This window comes from Micromonospora echinospora, from assembly GCF_014203425.1.
Lineage (GTDB): Bacteria > Actinomycetota > Actinomycetes > Mycobacteriales > Micromonosporaceae > Micromonospora > Micromonospora echinospora_A.
On the sequence record NZ_JACHJC010000001.1, the window covers coordinates 1,577,032 to 1,596,702 of the forward strand.

The 19,671-nt window shown below is 73.2% G+C and carries 17 protein-coding genes; 11 read left to right on the forward strand and 6 right to left on the reverse strand.

Annotated features, from left to right (window positions below):
* Positions 1 to 1,428 carry a UDP-glucose dehydrogenase family protein gene (locus FHU28_RS07620; protein WP_184682221.1) on the reverse strand — a complete coding sequence of 476 codons (1,428 nt, stop codon included), beginning with the start codon at positions 1,426 to 1,428 and terminating at the stop codon, positions 1 to 3.
* Between the two features lie 248 nt (positions 1,429 to 1,676).
* Between FHU28_RS07620 and FHU28_RS07625 the strand changes: the two genes are divergently transcribed.
* A complete protein-coding gene (locus FHU28_RS07625) occupies positions 1,677 to 2,840 on the forward strand; it encodes an acyl-CoA dehydrogenase family protein (protein ID WP_184682223.1) in 1,164 nt (387 codons plus the stop codon).
* Between the two features lie 52 nt (positions 2,841 to 2,892).
* On the opposite strand, the gene FHU28_RS07630 is transcribed toward FHU28_RS07625, so the two are convergent.
* Positions 2,893 to 3,546 carry a hypothetical protein gene (locus FHU28_RS07630; RefSeq protein ID WP_184682226.1) on the reverse strand — a complete coding sequence of 218 codons (654 nt, stop codon included), beginning with the start codon at positions 3,544 to 3,546 and terminating at the stop codon, positions 2,893 to 2,895.
* Between the two features lie 23 nt (positions 3,547 to 3,569).
* On the opposite strand from FHU28_RS07630, the gene FHU28_RS07635 reads away from it, so the two are divergent.
* Together FHU28_RS07635 and FHU28_RS07640 are read left to right on the forward strand one after the other, a co-directional pair.
* Positions 3,570 to 4,085 carry an acyl-CoA thioesterase gene (locus FHU28_RS07635; RefSeq protein ID WP_184682228.1) on the forward strand — a complete coding sequence of 172 codons (516 nt, stop codon included), beginning with the start codon at positions 3,570 to 3,572 and terminating at the stop codon, positions 4,083 to 4,085.
* A 319-nt stretch (positions 4,086 to 4,404) separates the two neighbouring features.
* Positions 4,405 to 6,393: an acetoacetate--CoA ligase gene (locus FHU28_RS07640; RefSeq protein WP_184682230.1), complete on the forward strand. Its 1,989-nt coding sequence runs from the start codon at positions 4,405 to 4,407 to the stop codon at positions 6,391 to 6,393.
* Between the two features lie 116 nt (positions 6,394 to 6,509).
* Here the strand turns inward: FHU28_RS07640 and FHU28_RS07645 are convergent, their stop codons facing one another.
* Positions 6,510 to 7,199, reverse strand: coding sequence for a TIGR03089 family protein (locus tag FHU28_RS07645; RefSeq protein ID WP_184682232.1), 690 nt, complete (start codon positions 7,197 to 7,199; stop codon positions 6,510 to 6,512).
* 150 nt (positions 7,200 to 7,349) lie between these two features.
* Here FHU28_RS07645 and FHU28_RS07650 point away from each other — a divergent pair, with 150 nt between their 5' ends.
* Both FHU28_RS07650 and FHU28_RS07655 read left to right on the forward strand, forming a co-directional pair.
* Positions 7,350 to 8,495, forward strand: a complete 1,146-nt coding sequence (locus tag FHU28_RS07650; protein WP_073824840.1) for a glycosyltransferase family 4 protein — start codon at positions 7,350 to 7,352, stop codon at positions 8,493 to 8,495.
* Positions 8,496 to 8,559: 64 nt separating this feature from the next.
* Positions 8,560 to 9,651, forward strand: a complete 1,092-nt coding sequence (locus tag FHU28_RS07655; RefSeq protein ID WP_184682234.1) for a mannose-1-phosphate guanylyltransferase — start codon at positions 8,560 to 8,562, stop codon at positions 9,649 to 9,651.
* Positions 9,652 to 9,676: 25 nt separating this feature from the next.
* Here FHU28_RS07655 and FHU28_RS07660 read toward each other — a convergent pair whose 3' ends face one another.
* Complete coding sequence (locus tag FHU28_RS07660) at positions 9,677 to 10,252, reverse strand: NUDIX hydrolase (RefSeq protein ID WP_184682236.1); 576 nt, start codon at positions 10,250 to 10,252, stop codon at positions 9,677 to 9,679.
* A gap of 299 nt (positions 10,253 to 10,551) precedes the next feature.
* On the opposite strand from FHU28_RS07660, the gene FHU28_RS07665 reads away from it, so the two are divergent.
* Positions 10,552 to 11,541 carry an ArsR/SmtB family transcription factor gene (locus FHU28_RS07665; RefSeq protein WP_184682238.1) on the forward strand — a complete coding sequence of 330 codons (990 nt, stop codon included), beginning with the start codon at positions 10,552 to 10,554 and terminating at the stop codon, positions 11,539 to 11,541.
* Positions 11,542 to 11,622: 81 nt separating this feature from the next.
* Here the strand turns inward: FHU28_RS07665 and FHU28_RS07670 are convergent, their stop codons facing one another.
* Positions 11,623 to 12,708 carry a coenzyme F420-0:L-glutamate ligase gene (locus tag FHU28_RS07670; protein ID WP_184682240.1) on the reverse strand — a complete coding sequence of 362 codons (1,086 nt, stop codon included), beginning with the start codon at positions 12,706 to 12,708 and terminating at the stop codon, positions 11,623 to 11,625.
* Complete coding sequence (cofD, locus tag FHU28_RS32450) at positions 12,705 to 13,652, reverse strand: 2-phospho-L-lactate transferase (protein WP_184682242.1); 948 nt, start codon at positions 13,650 to 13,652, stop codon at positions 12,705 to 12,707. Before cofD ends, FHU28_RS07670 begins: the two co-directional genes overlap by 4 nt.
* Positions 13,653 to 13,750: 98 nt before the next feature.
* Between cofD and FHU28_RS07680 the strand changes: the two genes are divergently transcribed.
* The 5 genes from FHU28_RS07680 (at position 13,751) to FHU28_RS07700 (ending at position 19,668) form a co-directional block, all read left to right on the forward strand.
* Positions 13,751 to 14,713, forward strand: coding sequence for a hypothetical protein (locus FHU28_RS07680; RefSeq protein WP_184682244.1), 963 nt, complete (start codon positions 13,751 to 13,753; stop codon positions 14,711 to 14,713).
* Between the two features lie 159 nt (positions 14,714 to 14,872).
* On the forward strand, positions 14,873 to 17,398 hold the full coding sequence (locus FHU28_RS07685) for a bifunctional FO biosynthesis protein CofGH (protein ID WP_184682247.1): 2,526 nt from the start codon (positions 14,873 to 14,875) through the stop codon (positions 17,396 to 17,398).
* 155 nt (positions 17,399 to 17,553) lie between these two features.
* Positions 17,554 to 17,847: a hypothetical protein gene (locus FHU28_RS07690; RefSeq protein WP_071096699.1), complete on the forward strand. Its 294-nt coding sequence runs from the start codon at positions 17,554 to 17,556 to the stop codon at positions 17,845 to 17,847.
* A 72-nt stretch (positions 17,848 to 17,919) separates the two neighbouring features.
* Positions 17,920 to 19,317 (forward strand): DUF4331 domain-containing protein, encoded by a 1,398-nt coding sequence (locus FHU28_RS07695; protein ID WP_184682249.1) that lies wholly within the window; start codon positions 17,920 to 17,922, stop codon positions 19,315 to 19,317.
* A gap of 12 nt (positions 19,318 to 19,329) precedes the next feature.
* A complete protein-coding gene (locus tag FHU28_RS07700; RefSeq protein ID WP_184682251.1) occupies positions 19,330 to 19,668 on the forward strand; it encodes a phospholipase in 339 nt (112 codons plus the stop codon).
* Positions 19,669 to 19,671: the final 3 nt, after the last annotated feature.

A 19,671-nucleotide genomic window follows, 5' to 3' on the forward strand; every position in this document is an offset into this window, starting at 1 on the left:
TCAGGGGCGGCCCATGCCGCGGTATTCCCACCCGGCCTGCGTCCACAGTGTCGAGTCGAGGCAGTTGCGCCCGTCGACCACCTTGCGGCCGTTGGCCAGCTCGCCCAGGGCGACCGGGTCGGCGTTACGGAACTCGGCCCACTCGGTGAGCACGCAGACCAGGTCGGCGCCGCGGACGGCGTCGTTCATGGTCTCCTCGTACGTCAGCTCGGGCACCGCGCGGCGCGCGTTCTCGATCCCCTGCGGGTCGAACACGTGCACGTCGGCGCCGGCCTTGCCGAGCAGCGCGGCGACCGCGAGCGCCGGCGCGTCGCGTACGTCGTCGGTGTTGGGTTTGAAGGTGGCGCCGAGCACCGCGACACGGGTGCCGGAGAGGTCCGGCCCGGCCGGACCGGAGCGGCGGCCGAGCAGCTCGGCGGCGAGCTGCACCACGCGGCTGCGCCGGCGCAGGTTGATCAGGTCGACCTCGTGCAGGAAGCGCAGCGCCTCACCGGCGCCCAGCTCCTGCGCGCGGGCCTGGAAGGCGCGGATGTCCTTGGGCAGGCACGCGCCGCCGAAGCCGAGGCCGGCCTGGAGGAAGCGGTTGCCGATGCGCGGGTCGTAGCCGATCGAGCGGGCCAGCTGGGTGACGTCGCCGCCGGCCGCCTCGCAGACCTCGGCCATCGCGTTGATGAAGGAGATCTTGGTGGCGAGGAACGCGTTCGCGGCGACCTTGACCAGCTCGGCGGTGGCGAAGTCGGTGACCACGAGCGGTACCTCGCGGTCCTCGGTGGCGGCGAGGTCGAAGACGCCCTTGTGCGCGGCGTAGAGCATGCCGTTGGCCCACTCGCTCTTGACGCCGACCACGATCCGGTTCGGACGCAGCACGTCGTCGACGGCGAAGCCCTCCTGGAGGAACTCGGGGCTCCACGCCACCTCGACGCCGAGGTCGGCCGGGCTGTGCTTGCCGACGAGCTGCTCCACCCACTCGGCGGTGCCCACCGGCACGGTGGACTTGCCGACGATCAGCGCCTTGCGGGTCAGGTGCTGGGCCAGGCTGGTCACGGACGCCTCGACGTACGACAGGTCGGCGCCCATGCCGTCGGCCCGCTGCGGGGTGCCGACGCAGATGAAGTGGACGTCGCCGAAGTCGGCGGTCTCCTTGATGTCCGTGCTGAACCGCAGCCGGCCGGCGGCCAGGTTGCGCCGCAGCAGCTCGTCGAGGCCGGGCTCGTGGATCGGCACCTCACCGGCGTTCAGCTTGGCGATCTTGTCCGTGTCGACGTCGAAGCCGAGCACCTCGTAGCCCAGCTCGGCGTAGCAGATGGCGTAGGTCGCACCGAGGTAGCCGGTGCCGAGGAACGTCACCCGGGGACGGGCGGCGCCGGACGGCGGGGTCACCGCGGCGATGGCGGGCATCGGCTGGGTGTTCGGGTACGGAATCGTCACGCCTGTCTTCTCCGCTCGCACTGGCGGCGCTTCCACGCGTCGCATTCTGCTGGGGGCGCCTGGGCCGGGCACCGAGGGAACTGGATTTCTGCTGTGAGGGTAGTGGGGCCGGGCGGGCGACACTCGGGCGCGAGCCTACCCGCCGGTAAGGTCCGGCAGGGGCCGGTGGCTATCCTTCAGTTTGCGGCAGTCGTCGGCCCCCGGGCGGTACAGACTGCGCATGATAGCGGTGAAAGGGGAGGGCCGACATGGCCGCAGAGCAGTCGTTCGACGTCTACCGGTTGCCGGAGGAGCACGAGGCGATCCGGGAGGCGGTCCGTGAGGTCTGTGCGGCCAAGGTGGCTCCGCATGCCGCTGAGGCCGACGAGACAGGTGAGTTCCCGAAGGCGTCCTACGAGGCGCTGCGGGCCGCCGACTTCCACGCCCCGCACATCCCCGTCGAGTACGGCGGCGCCGGCGCGGACGCCCTGGCCACGGCCATCGTGATCGAGGAGGTGGCGCGGGCCTGCGCCTCGTCCTCGCTGATCCCGGCGGTGAACAAGCTGGGCACCATGCCGCTGCTGCTGGCCGGCTCCGAGGAGCTGAAGCGCAAGTACCTGACCCCGGTCGCGGCCGGGGAGGGCATGTTCTCCTACTGCCTCTCCGAGCCGGAGGCGGGCTCCGACGCCGCCGCGATGACCACCAAGGCGGTACGCGACGGCGACCACTGGGTGCTCAACGGCGTGAAGCGGTGGATCACCAACGCGGGCGTCTCCGAGTACTACACCGTCTTCGCCGTGACCGATCCCACAGCCCGCTCGAAGGGCATCTCCGCCTTCGTCGTGGAGAAGTCCGACCCGGGCGTCAGCTTCGGCGCCCCGGAGAAGAAGCTCGGCATCAAGGGCTCGCCGACCCGCGAGGTCTACTTCGACAACGTGCGGATCCCGGCCGACCGCATGATCGGCGCCGAGGGCACCGGCTTCGCCACCGCCATGAAGACGCTGGACCACACCCGGGTCACCATCGCCGCCCAGGCCGTCGGCATCGCCCAGGGCGCGCTGGACTACGCCAAGGGCTACGTCCAGGAGCGCAAGCAGTTCGGCAAGCCGGTCGCCGAGTTCCAGGGCATCCAGTTCATGCTCGCCGACATGGGCATGAAGCTGGAGGCGGCGCGGCAGCTCACGTACGCCGCCGCCGGCAAGTCCGAGCGCGGTGACGCGGACCTGACGTACTTCGGCGCGGCCGCGAAGTGCTTCGCGTCGGACGCCGCCATGGAGATCACCACCGACGCGGTCCAACTGCTCGGCGGCTACGGCTACACCCGCGACTACCCGGTCGAGCGGATGATGCGGGACGCCAAGATCACCCAGATCTACGAGGGCACCAACCAGGTGCAGCGCATCGTCATGGCCCGTCAGCTGCTCAAGGGCTGACCGGAGGCGTTCGGGCGGGCGGGCCGGTGCAAACCGGCCCGCCCGCGCTCGTTCAACGGCTCTCGGTGCCCTCCGGCCGGCCCGCGCCGCGCGGCGGGGCCGACCACGGCGACTCCCCGGCGGTACGGCGGGGCAGCGGCTCGGTCGGGGTCTCGGGATACGCCAGCGTGAGCGGCGGCGTGTCCGGGTCCTTGGCCGGTGCCGGAGGCCAGTCGGTGAGCGTCGGCTTGTGCTCCACCGGCGCGGCGGCCGGGGTCAGCTCCGCCTCGGCCGTCGGAGGTGTGGCGGGACGCCGCCAGCGGCTCGTGCTGAACACGGCCATCAGCAGCAGCACGCCGATGAGGAACAGCGTGCCGTTGTCCAGCGGGTCGCGCAGCGGCAGCGGGTCACCGAGCAGCTTCAGGTCACCGGGCACCCGGTCCCGCACGCTGAACGGCGCGACGAACAGCCCGAGGTACGGGACCGCGAGCAGCAGGCCGGCCACGAGCGGGCCGAGCGGCGAGAAGCGCAACGTGCCGAGCAGGCCGAGCAGGATGCCGGCGACGCCCAGATAGACGGCCGGCTCGATCAGGTTCGGCGTGCTGTACGTCCCGATCTCCACCCAGCGGTCGACGGTCCGCTCAGATCCGTCCTGACCGAGCGTGACGAGCACCCAGGTGACGGGCGCCACCGCCAACCCGGCGAGGAAGCTCCAGAGATGTCGCATCCGCGCACCGTACCGTTTTCGGCATGACAGATCATCCCGCGGTCCCGCCGGGTAAGCCGACCTCGTACTCCCGCGTCACGCTCAGTCGCATCATGACCGCGGTCGATGTCAATCTGTACGGGACCGTGCACGGTGGGGTACTGATGAAATTCGTGGACGACGTTGCCGGCGCGGCGGCGGCGCGGCACAGCGGCGGCACCGCCGTGACGGCCTCCATCGACGAGATCGTCTTCTCCGAGCCGGTCCGGGTGGGCGACCTCGTGCACGCGCACGCCCAGATCAACTGGACCGGCAGCACCTCGATGGAGGTCGGGGTGAAGGTGGTCGCCGAGCGCTGGGACTCGGCCGAGGACGAGCCCGTGCCGGTCGCCACCGCGTACCTGGTCTTCGTGGGGGTCGACGTGGGCGGCGCGCCCCGGCCGGTGCGCCCGGTGCTGCCCGAGACGCCGGACGACGAGCGCCGCTTCCGGGAGGCCGAGATCCGGCGGGCGCACCGGCTGGCCCGCCGCCGTGCGATCCAGGCCCACCGCGCCGGCTGAGGTGTAAGGAAGGGCCCCCTGTTAACGCCTGCGGTAGAGGAAGGGCCCCCTTTTAACACCCGGGCACGCACGCCCGCCCCCCGCCGTCCGGCGGCGGACCCCGCGGGGAGTGAGGCGTTAACAGGGGGCCCTTCCTATGCACGAGGCGTTAATAGGGGGCCCTTCCTTGCACGCGGGCCACATGGGGTGGGGGTGCGGGGTGTGGGCGGGCCACGCCCCGTACGCCGCAGCCGGCGCGGACAATGGCGGCACGAGGTAGGGCAAGATGGCGCCACGGCCCCGGCACACCGTCGTGGCGGGCCCAGGGGAGGGTGGAACAGTGGCTGACGTGCTGTGGACGCCGCCGGCGGACGTGCGGGAGCAGTCCCGGATCGGTGACTACCTGCGCTGGCTGGCCGAGCACCGCGGGCTGGAGTTCGCCGACTACGACGCGCTGTGGCAGTGGTCGGTGACCGACCTGGACGCGTTCTGGCGCTCGATCTGGGACTGGTTCGACGTGGTCGCGCACACCCCGCCGACCGCCACGCTCACCGGCCGGGCCATGCCCGGCGCCCGCTGGTTCCCCGGTGCGACGCTCAACTACGCCGAGAACGTGCTCCGGATGCCGGGGCTGGGCGACGACGACCCGGCGGTGATCGCACACGGTCAGACCCGCGCGCCGGAGACGCTCACCGCTGCCGAGCTGCGCGAGCGGGTCCGCCGGGTGGCGGCCGGGCTGCGCCGCCTCGGCGTGGGGCCGGGCGACCGGGTGGCCGCGTACGCGCCGAACATCCCCGAGACGTACGTCCTGCTGCTCGCCACCGCCAGCCTCGGCGCGATCTTCTCCTCCTGCGCGCCGGAGTTCGGCACCCGCAGCGTCACCGACCGCTGGCAGCAGATCGAACCCACGGTGCTGGTCGCCGTGGACGGCTACCGGTACGGCGACAAGCCTGTGGACAGGCGCGCCGAGGTGGCCGCGATCCGGGCGGCGTTGCCGTCGCTGCGGCACACGGTCGCCATCGCGTACCTCGATCCGGACGGCCCGGCCCTCGACGGCGCGTTGCCGTGGGCGGAGCTGGCGGCACCGACCGACGAGCCGTTGACGTTCACTCCGGTGGCCTTCGACCACCCGCTCTACGTGCTCTACTCCTCCGGCACGACCGGCCTGCCCAAGCCGATCGTGCACGGCCACGGCGGCATCCTGCTGGAACACCTCAAGATGCTGGCGCTGCACCACGACCTGGGTCCGTCCGACCGGTTCCTGTGGTTCACCACGACCGGCTGGATGATGTGGAACTTCCTGGTCTCCGGCCCGGCGGTGGGCGCGGCGATCGTGCTGTTCGACGGCAACCCGGGCCACCCCGACCTGGGCGCGCTGTGGCGGCTGGCCGCCGACACCGGCACCACGTACTTCGGCACGTCCGCGCCGTTCCTGCTGGCCTGCCGCAAGGCCGGGCTGGTGCCGCGGGAGATCGCCGACCTGTCCGCGGTGCGCGGCCTCGGCTCGACCGGCGCGCCGCTGCCGGCCGAGGGCTTCACCTGGGTGTACGAGAACGTCAGCGACCGCCTCCAGCTCCAGTCACTGTCCGGCGGCACGGACGTGTGCACCGGGTTCGTCGGCGGCGTGCCGCTGCTGCCGGTGTACGCCGGGGAGATCGCCTGCCGGGCGCTGGGCGCGAAGGTGGAGGCCCGTTCCGCCGACGGCAGCGCGGTGATCGGGCAGCTCGGCGAGCTGGTGATCACCGAGCCGATGCCGAGTATGCCGGTGGGGTTCTGGAACGACCCGGACGGCGCCCGCTACCGGGAGGCGTACTTCGAGGTCTATCCCGGGGTGTGGCGGCACGGCGACTGGATCACCGTGAACGAGCGCGGCGGATGCGTCATCACCGGCCGGTCCGACGCCACGCTGAACCGGGGCGGCGTGCGGCTGGGTACCGCCGAGTTCTACTCGGTGGTCGAGGGCTTGGACGAGGTGGTCGACTCGGTGGTCGTGCACCTGGAGGACGACGAGGGCGGCGCGGGCGAGTTGCTGCTGTTCGTGGTGCTCGCCGAGGGCCTGGAGCTCGACGACGAGATGCGGCGCAAGATCTGCCGGGAGCTGCGTACCGCGCTGTCGCCGCGGCACGTGCCGGACGAGATCCACCAGGTCCGGGCCGTGCCCCGCACGCTGAGCGCGAAGAAGCTGGAGGTGCCGGTCAAGAAGATCCTGACGGGCACCCCTGTGGACAGCGCGGCGGCCAAGGGCGCCCTGGCCAACCCCGAGTCCCTGACGGCCTTCGCCGCCCTGGCCCAGCGCCGAGCCACCACCAACCACCCCACCCCCGCGTAACCCCACCCCCACCCCCACGCCCGCTGATCTTGCACTTTCCGCCCCGGCGAAGGGGGCGAATCACCCCTCCCGAGGGCCGAAACTGCAAGATCGCGGGGGAGGGCGGGTGGGGCGGGTCAGGTCAGGGTTTGGGTTGTTTTTTCGGTCTCGGCTCGGGCGGCCAGGCGGGCCGGATCGGGGTGGGCGCAGGCCACCACGCTGACGCCGGCGGACAGGGGAGCCAGTAGCCAGTCGACGGGGTCGGGGTAGCGGGTCACGTCGACCAGGAGGCGGTCGCCGGGGGTGAGGCCCAGCTCCGCGGCGCGGGCCTGCGCGCGAGCCAGCAGCGCCGCGTCCGCCTCGCCACCCCCGGGGTGCGGCGTGAAGTGATCGCCGTGCCCGCGTACCGCCGTCACGAAGTCGGCGCAGCCCGCGGGCACCTGCCGCATCGGCAGCGCGAACGGGTCGAGCGCCAGCGCGTACCGCTCGCCGGCCGGCCACCCGGCCGCCTCGTCCGCCCGGTCGGCGGCCACGAACAAGACCTCCACCGGGCCCGGCGCGTCGGTCACCGTCAGTTTCGCCGACCAGCAGCCGAGCAGCACGGCGGCGGTCTGCCAGTGCGGCGGCAGCAACACGCCGGCCGGATCGCCCGGCGCGGCACCGATCTCGTCGGTGAGCAGGTTGGCCGTCTTCGCCACCCAGTTCGCAAGCGTCGCGCCGGAGAGTTCGGTGCGCTCCCCGGTGGCGTCGTCGTACCAGGTCAGCAGCGGTCGGGTGGGGTCCGGCGCGATCGCGTCGGCGAACACCCGGGCAATGTTGTCGGCCATCGGCGCGAACGATACGCGCCCCGCGTGCGTACTCGATGACAACGTCAAGTCGGCGTACCGTCGGGTCGCGGTCAGCGTCGTGCGTCCGGCGCGGCGTACGCTTGCCGACAGTGTTCTTTCCCACAACTGCGCCATCTGAGGAGTCGCCCCGTGACCGCCGGTCGCCCGCCCCGCGTTCTCATCGACGCCACGAGTGTCCCCGCCGACCGTGGCGGCGTCGGTAGATACGTCGACGGACTGCTCGGCGCGCTGGGCCGGGTCTGCGGCACCGGTGTCGACCTGGCGGTGGTGAGCCTCCGTACCGACCTGGAGCGGTACACCCGGATGCTGCCGGGCGCCGAGGTGATCCCCGCCCCGGCGGCGGTGGCGCACCGACCGGCGCGCCTGGCCTGGGAGCAGACCGGACTGCCGCTGCTGGCCCAGCAGGTCGGCGCGGAGGTGCTGCACTCGCCCTTCTACACCTGTCCGCTGCGGGCCGGATGCCCGGTGACGGTCACTGTGCACGATGCGACGTTCTTCACCGAGCCGGAGCACTACGACAAGTCGCGCCGGACGTTCTTCCGCAGCGCCATCAAGACCTCGCTGCGGCGGGCCAGCCGGGTGATCGTGCCGAGCAAGGCCACCCGGGACGAGCTGATCCGGCTGCTGGACGCCGACCCGACCCGGATCGACGTCGCCTATCACGGCGTCGACCAGGACGCCTTTCACGCGCCCGGCGACGAGGAGAAGGCGCGCGTGCGGGCCCGCCTGGGTCTGGGCGACAGCAGCTACGTAGCGTTCCTCGGGGCCAAGGAGCCGCGCAAGAACGTACCCAACCTGATCCGTGGCTGGGCGCGGGCGGTGGCCGACCGGCCGAACCCGCCGGCGCTCGTGGTCGCGGGCGGTCAGGGGCATGACGACGACATCGACCGCGCGGTGGCCGAGGTGCCGTCGCACCTGCGGCTGCTGCGCCCGGGCTACCTGCGTTACGCAGACCTGCCCGGCTTCCTCGGTGGCGCGCTCGTGGCCGCCTACCCCTCCTACGGCGAGGGCTTCGGCCTGCCGATCCTGGAGGCGATGGCGTGCGCGGCCCCGGTGCTCACCACGCCGCGCCTGTCCCTGCCCGAGGTGGGCGGCGACGCGGTGGCGTACACCAGCGAGGACCCGGACCAGATCGCCACCGACCTGGCCGCCCTGCTGGACGACGAGCCGCGGCGGCTCTCGCTGGCCAAGGCCGGGTTCGACCGGGCCAAGGAGTTCACCTGGGAGTCCAGCGCGGACGTGCACATCGCGGCCTGGCGACGGGCCCGGTCCTGAGGGCCGGCGGGCGGCCCTGGACGACCGACCGTGACGACTCGCCCGCTTCGGGCATGATGTGCTGATGTTCTACGCCGTCATCCCGGCGGGTGGCAGTGGCACACGGTTGTGGCCGCTGTCCCGTGCCGGCCATCCCAAATTCCTCCACCCGCTGACCGGTACCCCCGCCTCGCTCCTGCAGGCCACTGTCGACCGGTTGTCGCCGTTGACCACACCCGAGCGCACGCTCGTGGTCACCGGGGCCGCGCACGCCGCGGCGGTGGCTCGGCAACTGGCCGGCGTGCCGGAGGAGAACATCCTGGTCGAGCCGTCGCCCCGGGACTCCTGCGCGGCGATCGCGCTGGCCGCCGCGGTGATCGCCGCGCGTACGCCGGACGCGGTGATGGGCTCGTTCGCCGCCGACCACCTGATCGGCGACCCGGCCCGGCTGGCCGAGGTGGTACGGCAGGCCATCCGGGGCGCGGAGCAGGGGCTGCTGATGACTGTGGGTATCACCCCGACCCGCCCGGAGACCGGCTACGGCTACCTGGAGACCGGCGATCCGGTGGCGGACGGCCCGCTGCGCCCGGTGCGCGAGTTCAAGGAGAAGCCGGCGGCGGAGGTGGCCGAGGTCTACGTCAACTCCGGCCGGCACCTCTGGAACGCCAGCATGTTCGTCTGGCGGGTGGACGTCTTCCTCGCCGAACTGGCCCGCCAGCAGCCGGAGCTGCACGCGGGGATCACCGCCATCGCGGCGGCCTGGGGCACCCCGGAGCAGGACGACGTGCTGGGCCGGGTCTGGCCGACGCTGCCCCGGATCTCGGTCGACTACGCGGTCATGGAGGGCGCGGCGACGGCCGGCCGGGTGGCTACCGTGCCGGGTGACTTCGGCTGGAACGACGTCGGTGACTTCCACACGCTCGGTGAGGTGCTGCCGGCCGACGGCGCCGGGAACGTGGTGCTGGGTGGCGACGCCAAGCCGGGCGTGCTGCTGCACGACACCACCGGCACGGTCGTGGTGCCGCACTCCGGCCGGCTCGTCGCCACCGTCGGGGTGCGCGACCTGATCGTGGTGGACACCCCGGACGCGCTGCTGGTCTGCCCGCGTGACCGCGCGCAGGACGTGAAGAAGGTCGTGGACGAGCTGAAGGAACGCGGCGAGGAGGGCCTGGTCTGATCCGGCCGGGACGGCCCGCCTCCGCTCAGTGGGCGGCGTGGCGGGCCAGCACGGCGAGCGCCGGCGGCACCAGTTGGGCCGTGGCGTGGGCGAGCGGCTCGGGCAGGCGGTCCGGCGGGAACCAGCCGAGCGCCTCGGACTCCGCGCTCACCTGCTCGACCGCCCCGGCCGGGGCCAGCACCGCGTACCGGACGTCGTAGTGGAACGACCCGCCCTGGCAGGCGACCTGGTGGATGTCCACGTCGATCGGTTCGGGCTCGACGGTCAGGCCGGCGATCCCGGACTCCTCGGTGGCCTCGCGCAGCGCGGCTGCCACCAGTGTCCGGTCGCCCGGCTCGCAGTGCCCGCCGAGCTGCACCCACCTGCGGATCTTGCCGTGCAGGCAGAGCAGCACCCGGCCGTCCGGGTCGAGCACCAGCGCGCTGGCTGTGACATGCCCCGCCCGGTGCGTCCGGCTCATCGCCACCGGCCCGTCGGCCAGCAGCGCCAGCGTCCGGTCCCGGTTGGCGGCGGCGGCCGGGCTGGTCGCCGTCCAGCGGCTCAGCGCCGCGACGGCGTCGGCGTGCAGGTCGGCGTACGTGGTGAGGTCGGTGTCGGGCACCCGGACACTCTACGAGCGCCACCGCCGTACGCCGGCGCGGCGACCCACCGGCGGACGAGCGAAGACCGGGCGGCACCCCTGCGACGATGTCGCAGACCCTCGTGGTGCCGCCCGGTCACGCCCGTCAGCCGGCGACCGGGTCGGCGCTGCGCCCCGGCGTCGGCGGGCAAGGAAGAGTCTGCCGAACCGGCCACCTCACCGTCGAGGTCTTTCACCTCAGGCTTAAAGATGGAGATTAGTGCCGGCAGGTAAAGTGCGAGGCGTGGCGGGCACCCCCGCCGTCCGCACGGGAGCACTCCATGTTGAAGATCATTTTCTCGGGCGAGGACGTCCTGCGGACCCGGGTCGCCCCGGCCGCGGACCCGCTCTGGGAGTTGGTCCTCAGCCTGCACCTGCTCCAGGGGCGCGGCCGCGACCCGATGATGACCACGTGGCGACGCACAGTGGCCCACGGGCTGCGCACCGACAGCGGCGCCGAGCAGTACCGCCTGCTCCTCGCGCTCAACCCGCCGCGCGGCTACTTCCCCGACTTCCTCACCCCGTTCGCCAGCCGGGAGGGCTTCGAGGTCGGGCTGGATGCCGTCCGGGGCACCCCTGTCGACATGCTGCGCCGCGACCTGACCCGGCTCGCCGAGGAGACCACGCTGCCGTCCTCGGCGACCGCGCTGGCCCGGGGCGAGCCGGAGACGCTGCACCACCTCACCGACGCCATGGCGCGATACCAGTCGCTGGCCGTCACGCCGTACTGGGCCCGGGTGCAGGCAGCTGTCGAGGCGGACCGGGCCCGGCGCGCCCGCGCCATGCTCGACGGCGGCGCCGAAGGGCTGCTGGCCAGCCTGCGGCCGAACATGCGGTGGAACTCCGGCGTGCTGGAGGTGCTCGACTATCCGGACACCCGGGAACTGCACCTGGACGGGCGCGGGCTGCTGCTCGTCCCGTCGTTCTTCTGCTCGCGTACCCCGGTGGCGCTCGTCGACCCGACCCTGCCCCCGGTGCTCGTCTACCCGGTGGACCGCCTCGCCGGGCTGACACCGGCGTCCGGCGTCGGCGTGTCACCGCAGGGCGAGGCACTCGCGGCCCTGCTCGGCCGCACCCGGTCACGGGTGCTCCAGGCCGCCGACGAGGGCTGCACCACCGGTGAGATGGCCCGCCGGCTGCACATCTCCGCCGCCGCGGCCAGCCAGCACACCACAGTGCTGCGCAACGCCGGGCTGCTGGTCAGCCAGCGCGAGCGCAACACCGTCCTGCACACGCTGACGCCGCTGGGCCGAGCCGTCCTCGACGCCTGAGCGCACCCACCGGGCCGGGCACGCCGGACCGCGACCCGCCACGCCCGCAGCGCCGCACCGCGCCCCTGGTGGGGCAGCGCGTCAGATCGCCAGCGCGGCGCTGGCGGCGCTGCCGCCCGGGGGCGGGAGCAGGACGGACCCGATGCCCTCGGCGGCCAGCGCGGCACGCAGGCGTTGCACGTCCGCGCCGAACCGGACCAGGTCCGCCGGGTCGAGCGGGGTCGGCGCCGCGCCGAGCAGCAGGCCGGTGGCCGAGGCGGGCCAGCCGGGCACGCCGGCCGCGAGTCCGGCGCGTACCTCGTCGTCGGTGACGTGGGTGAAGACGGTGCCGGGGGCGACCACGTCGGCGACCGCGGTGATCGCCCGCCGCACCGCGGCCGGGTCGGCGGGGTCGGGGCCGGTCCGGTCGGGCAGCGTCGCCGCCTCCCGCAGACCGGCGACGCGCGCCTCGGCGGTACCCAGCGAGAACAGGTCCATCGAGGCGTCGCGGACGAGCGCCCGGGCGCCCTCGTCGTCGTCCCGGGGCGTGCCGAGATAACCCCGGACCACCGCGACCGGCACCTGGTCGCATTTGCCCTTGATCAGCTCGCCGGCCCCGGCCAGCTCGTCGACCACCGCCATCTGGGTGACGAACAGCTCGTTGCCGTACGGGTCCACCTCGCCCCGGTGGTCGCGGATCGCCGGCATGCCGGCCACCCCGAGCGCCACGTCGGTGAGCCCGTTGCGCCACGGACGGCCCATGGTGTCGCTGACGATCACGGCGACGTCGAGGCCGTACCTGTCGCGCAACGCGGCGCGCAGCTCCCGCGCGGAGGCGTCCGGGTCGACCGGCAGCAGCACCAGCCGGGTCTTGTCCACGTTCGACGCGTCGATGCCGGCGGAGGCCATCACGAACCCGTGGTGGGTCTGCACGATCCGGGTGGTGCCCCGCGTCGCCACCACCCGGGCGGTCTCGTCGGCCAGGATCCGGTCCCGCGCGTCGAGCCGCTCCGGGCCGTCGGCGGGCACGTCGACAAGCCGGCCCTCCGCCTTCGACACGATCTTGCTGGTGACCACCAGCACGTCGCCGTCGCGCAGCCAGGGCGCCGCGCCGGCGATCAGCGCCGCCAGGTCGTCGCCCTCGGTCACGTCGCCGATGCCCTGCACCGGCAGGATCTCCAGCCTCACATCAGCTCCAGCGCGGCGCGCACCATCGCGGCGGTCGCCGCCTCGTCGGTCATCCGCAGCGGCGCCGCGCGGACCACCACGTCCGGCACCACTGTGTCCTCGTCCTCCGGCGCGACCAGCCAGCCGTCGAGCAGCCCACCGGCCGACCGCGCGCCGTAGAGGCCGCCCACCCCGGCCGCGCTGCACTCCACGCCGAGCACGGCGAGGCAGCGGTCGGCCATGCCGCGTACCGGCGCGCCACCGATGATCGGCGACACTCCGATCACCGGGGCCGGCCCGCCGGTCACCGCGTCGCGCAGGCCGGGCACGGCCAGCACCGGGGCGATGCTGACGACCGGGTTGCTGGGCGCGATCAGCACCACGTCCGCCGCCGCGATGGCCTCCACCACGCCGGGCGCGGGCTTCGCCGCGTCGGCGCCGACGAAGACGAACCGGTCAGTGGGTACGTCGGCGCGGTACCGCACCCACCACTCCTGGAAGTGGATCGCGCGCCGGCCCTGCTCGTCGGTGATCACGGCATGCGTCTCCAGGCGGTCGTCGGTGGCCGGCAGCAGCCGTACGCCCGGCTGCCAGCGCGCCGCCAGCGCCTCGGTGACCTGGGACAGCGGATAGCCGGCGTTGAGCATCGTGGTGCGGACCAGGTGGGTGGCGAGGTCCTTGTCGCCCAGGCCGAACCAGCTCGGCTCCGCGCCGTACGCGGCCAGCTCGTTCTTCACCGTCCAGGTTTCGCCCACCCGGCCCCAGCCGCGCTCCGGGTCGGCGCCGCCGCCGAGCGTGTAGAGCACGCTGTCCAGGTCGGGGCAGACCTTCAACCCGTGCAGCAGCAGATCGTCGCCGACGTTCACCACGGCGGTCACCTCGGCGCCCACCTCGCGGGCGTACGCCCGCACGCCGAGCAGGAAACGGGCACCCCCGATGCCGCCGGTCAGAACCACGATGCGCATGCGTCCATCCTTCCGCACGTGCCGCCGTCGATCGTTCGGTGGCCGGAGAGACTACGCTCACTTCGGCAACTGTCCGCTTTCGTCCCCTGGGGGAGTCCGTGACCAGCCCCGCCGAGCCCGCGTCCGGCGACGCCGCGCAGGCCAGCCAGTTGATCAAGCCGTTGCGCGAACTGGCCGCGCTCGTCCTTCTCGGCGCCAACGCCGTGCTGCTCTTCGTCGGCCTGCTCCGCCTACTGGTGCCGGTCGACGACTACAGCACGTTCAGCGGCCGGGCGGGAAGCACGTATTTCAGCTTCATCGGCCTGGAGGCGACGGTCCTGCCGCTGCTCGCCGTCCTGATCGCCACCGTGATCCTCCCGGTCGTTCCGAAGGCCAAGCTGATCACGCAGGTGGCGCTGATCGAGTACGCCGTGTCCGTCGTGTTCGGCGCGCTGACGTTCCTGATCTGGCTGGTCGGCCGACTCGCCGACGGTCAGGTGCTGGACGGGTTCCTCGGTCTGCTGACCCGCGCGGCCTGGCTGGCGATCTTCGCGGTCGCCGCGTTCGTGGTGTTCAAGATCTGGCGCACGCTCTACTACGTGCCGAAGCCCAAGGCGCAGCCCGGCGTGTACGGCCAGGCCCAGCCCGGCTGGCCGCAGCAGCCGGGTCAGCCCGGCGGCTACCCCGGTCCGGGCGGCTACCCGCAGGGCGGCGTGCCGCAGCAGCCGGGCCAGGGCTACCCGCAGGCCGGCTCGCCCCCGCCCGGGTGGCCGCAGCCCGGCCAGTACGGCCAGCCGCAGTCGGCGCCGCCGTTCAACACCGCGCCGCCGCACGCCCCGCAGTCCGGCCCGCCGTTCGCCGACCCGCAGTCGGCCCCGCAGCCCGGCTCGCCGTTCGCCGGTCCGCAGCAGACGCCGCAGTACGGCTCGCCGCAGCCCGCGCCGCCGTTCGGCCAGCCGCCGTCGGCCGACCCGACGCAGGCGATCCCGCGCCAGTCCGCCGAGCCGGGCGCGCCGTCGCCCGCCGCCGACGACGAGCGCACCCAGCGGTTCGACCGCGAGGACCCGAACCAGCCCCGCTGAGCCGCGCGGCGGGCGACGGAGCGACGTCGCCCGCCCGACGGCAGACGGTCGACGGCCCGCGCCGGTCCCGCTGTGAGGCGGGCCACGCGGGCCGTCCCGTTGCCCGGACCGCGAGCGGGCGCGGGCGGCCGGCCGCCCGGCAGCACATAGGCTGGGTGGATGGTTGATCGCAGCGACCCCGAACCGACCGAGGCGAGCGTCCGGCGGGCGCTGGGACGGGCCGCCACCGGCCGGGCGCTTGACGCCGACGAGGCCGGCGCGCTGCTCGCCGCGCGCGGGCAGATGCTCGACGAGCTGCTCCGGGTCGCCGGTGAGATCCGCGACGCCGGGCTGCGCGACGCCGGGCGGCCGGGCGTGGTCACGTACTCGAAGAAGGTCTTCATCCCGCTGACCCGGCTCTGCCGGGACCGCTGCCACTACTGCACGTTCGCCACCGTGCCGCACCGGCTGCCCGCCGCCTACCTGGAACGCGACGAGGTGCTGGCGATCGCCCGCGAGGGCGCCGCGCAGGGCTGCAAGGAGGCGCTGTTCACGCTCGGCGACCGGCCGGAGGAGCGGTGGCCGGCGGCCCGCCGGTGGCTGGACGAGCGGGGGTACGACTCGACGCTGGACTACCTGCGCGCCTGCGCGGTGGCGGTGCTGGAGGAGACCGGCCTGCTGCCCCACCTCAACCCGGGCGTGCTCACCTGGTCGGAGTTGCAGCGGCTCAAGCCGGTCGCGCCGAGCATGGGCATGATGCTGGAGACCACCGCCACCCGGCTCTGGTCCGAGCCGGGCGGCCCGCACTTCGGCTCACCGGACAAGGAGCCGGCGGTCCGCCTGCGGGTGCTCGACGACGCCGGCCGGGTCGGGGTGCCGTTCACCACCGGCATCCTGATCGGCATCGGTGAGAACCGGGCCGAGCGGGTCGACGCGATCTTCGCGATCCGCCGGGCGATGCGGGAGTACGGCCACCTCCAGGAGGTGATCGTGCAGAACTTCCGCGCCAAGCCGGACACCGCGATGCGCGGCATGCCGGACGCGGAGCTGCACGACCTGGCCGCCACGGTGGCGGTGGCCCGGGTGCTGCTCGGCCCGAAGGCTCGCATCCAGGCCCCGCCGAACCTCATCGCGGGCGAGTACGACCTGCTGCTGCGCGCCGGCATCGACGACTGGGGCGGCGTCTCGCCCGTCACGCCCGACCACGTCAACCCGGAGCGGCCCTGGCCGCACCTGGAGGAGCTGGCGGCGCGTACCGCGAGCGCCGGGTTCACGCTGCGCGAGCGGCTGACCGTCTACCCGGAGTACGTCCGCGCGGGCGGCCCGTGGCTGGACCCGCGTCTGCTGCCGCACGTCACGGCGCTCGCCGACCCGGCCACCGGCCTCGCCGTCGAGGAGGCCCGCCCGGTGGGGCGGCCCTGGCAGGAGCCGGAGGAGACCTACGGCGGTCGCACCGACCTGCACGCCACCATCGACGTCACCGGCCGCACCGAGGACCGGCGGGGCGACTTCGACAGCGTCTACGGCGACTGGGCCGCGGTGGCCGGCAAGGTGGCGCCGGAGGCGCGCTCGGGCGTACCCCGGGGTGCCGGCGCGGACGCCCACCTGCGCGCGGGCCTGCGGCTGGCCGCGGACGACCCGGCCGCGTTGCTGACGCCGGCGCACGAGGCGAAGGCGCTGGCGCTGTTCGGCGCGGACGGCCCGGCGCTCGACGAGCTGTGCCGGCTGGCGGACGACGCGCGCCGGGACGCGGTCGGCGACGACGTGACCTACGTGGTGAACCGGAACATCAACTTCACGAACGTCTGCTACGTGGGGTGCCGGTTCTGCGCGTTCGCCCAGCGGGAGAGCGACGCTGACGCGTTCCGGCTCTCGCTCTCGCAGGTGGCCGACCGGGCCGAGGAGGCGTGGGCGGCCGGCGCCACCGAGGTCTGCCTCCAGGGCGGCATCGACCCGAAGATGCCGGTCACCGGCTACGCCGACATCGTCCGGGCGATCAAGGCGCGGGTGCCGGGCATGCACGTGCACGCCTTCTCCCCGATGGAGATCGTCACCGCCGCCGCGAAGGCCGGCGTGCCGGTGCGGGAGTGGCTGCTCCAGCTCCGCGAGGCCGGGCTGGACACCATCCCGGGCACCGCCGCCGAGATCCTCGACGACGACGTGCGCTGGGTGCTCACCAAGGGCAAGCTGCCGGCCGCCGCCTGGGTCGAGGTGGTGAGCACGGCGCACGAGCTGGGCATCCGGTCCAGCTCCACGATGATGTACGGCCACGTCGACCACCCGGGCCAGTGGCTCGCCCACTTCCGGGTGCTGGCCGGGGTGCAGGACCGCACCGGCGGGTTCACCGAGTTCGTGGCGCTGCCCTTCGTGCACACGAACGCGCCGATCTACCTGGCCGGCATCGCCCGCCCGGGGCCGACCTGGCGGGAGAACCGGGCGGTGCACGCGATGGCCCGGCTGCTGCTGCACGGCCGGATCGACAACATCCAGTGCTCCTGGGTGAAGCTCGGCGACGAAGGCACGGTGTCGATGCTGCGCGGCGGCTGCAACGACCTCGGCGGCACGCTGATGGAGGAGACCATTTCCCGGATGGCCGGTTCGGGCAACGGCTCGGCCCGTACCGAGGAGCAGTTGCGGGCGATCGCCGCTGCCGCCGGCCGCCCGTTCCGCAAGCGGACGACCGCGTACGGTCACGCCGGCGCCTGAGGTCGAACCTTTCCCCGTCGCCCGCCGTACCTGTGGATGCCGGCGGCGGTTTCGGCGAGGACCGCCGCCGGTGACCCCCGAACCGGGGGCCCGGCGGGTGTCCGGGCGTCCCGGGCCCGTTGCGGCGCTGCGGCGCCGGTCCGGAAAGGTTGCCGATGAGCACTGACGAGACCACCGACGCGCCGAAACGGCGGACCTGGCCGCGGTTGACCCGCAGGCAGACGCTCACCGCCGCGGCGAGCGCGACACTGGGCGCCGCCGCCCTCACCGTGCCGGGCCTGTCCGCCGCGCAGAACGCCCCCACGGCGAGCCGGCGCGACGAGCCGATCGTGGTCCACCTCCGCGACGCCGCCACCGGCGTGATGGACGTCTTCGTCGGCACGACAAGGGTCGAGGTCCGCGACCGCGGTCTGGCCGACCGCCTGGTGCGCGCCGCCGGCCGGCGCTGATCCCACCCTCCACCGGCGTGGGCTCCCGGCGCCGGTTCCGTCTTCCGTTCCCCCGACGAAGGTGCGTCCGCCATGTCCTCTCACCGCGAGGCCCCGGAGATCGCCAAGGATCCGGTCGCCGACAGTTCCGACCTGTACGCGTTCGTCACGCCGATCCAGCCGGACACGGTCACGTTGATCGCCAACTACGTGCCGCTGCAACTTCCGTCCGGCGGCCCGAACTTCTTCGAGTTCGGCGACGACGTCCGGTACGAGATTCACATCGACAACGACGGCGACGGTAATCCGGACGTCACCTATCGTTTCGAATTCACCACCGAGATCACGAACCAGAACAGCTTTCTCTACAACACCGGGCCGATCGAGTCGCTGGAGAGCAAGAACTGGAACCGGCGGCAGTTCTACCGGCTGACCCGGATCGTCGACGGCCGGGCGCGCGTACTGGCGCACAAACTGCCCTGCCCGCCCTGCAACGTCGGGCCGCTGTCCACACCGAAGTACCAGAACCTCGTACGCCAGGCGACGTTCAAGCTGTCCACCGGTGAGAAGGTCTTCGCCGGCCAGCGGGCCGACGGCTTCTTCGTCGACCTGGGCGCGGTGTTCGACCTGGGCACGCTGCGGCCGTTCCAGCAGCTGCACGTCGCCGGCAAGAAGCTGTTCCAGGCCGAGGGCGAGCCGGTGAACTCGCTGGACCGGCTGAACGTGCACAGCCTCGCCGTGCAGGTGCCGCTGAGCCAGGTACGCCGCAAGGCCGCCCGCTACGGCGTCGCCGACCGCGCCTCGACCATCGGGGTGTGGACCACCGCGTCCCGTCAGCAGGTCCGGGTGCTCGGCGACCGGGTCGCCGCTGACACCGCCGCCGGCCCTTTCACCCAGGTGTCGCGGCTCGGTAACCCGTTGTTCAACGAGGTCATCGTGCCGATGTCCAGGAAGGACGTGTGGAACACGCTGCCGCCGTCGGAGGACAAGCGGTTCGCCGGGTTCGTCGAGCGGCCGGAGCTGGCCGCGCTGCTGCCGGCGCTCTACCCGGGCGTGTTCCCCAGTCTGGACGCGCTGAACAAGTCCAAGAAGCCGCGCGCCGACCTGGTGGCGATCCTGCTCACCGGCATCCCGGCCGGACTGATCGACGGCTTCGCCAACACCACCGGTGACGTCCAGGCGGACATGCTGCGGCTGAACACGGCGATCCGGCCCAGTCGGACGCCGGACCGGTTCGGCGTGCTCGGCGGCGACCTGGCCGGTTTCCCGAACGGCCGCCGGGTCGCCGACGACGTGGTGACCATCGCGCTGCGCGCCATCGCCGGGCTGACCGTGCCGCTGGTGGACAAGACGTTCCGGCCCGACGCCGCCGCGGCGGCGGTCACTCCGGGTCTGAGCGCGGCCGACGTCACCGCGCCGTTCCTGGCCGACTTCCCGTTCCTCGGTACGCCGTACGACGGGTTCGGCAACCCGCAGGCGAAGAAGTCCTGACGGGAGGCGCGGATGTCACACCATCACGATCTCGGCCCGTCGGAGGTCGGCAGCGTCGTGCTCGACCTCGGCGGCAACCAAGGCGCGCTGATCATCCACACCGGCCGGGACCTGCACGGCCGGGAGATCGAGATCAGCCGGGCGGACCTCGACGGACCGCGGACCCACTCCGCGGTACGTGAGCGGCACGTCCTGGACGGCGTCTTCCACAGTGCCGTCTACCCGGACCTGGAGGCGGGTGTCTATACCGTCTGGTGGGACGAGAACACATCGGCCGGCGCGATCTCGGTCAGAGGCGGGTGCATCGCCGAATTCGTCTGGCCAGCCAGCTCGCCAGCCCGCGTGGACTGAACC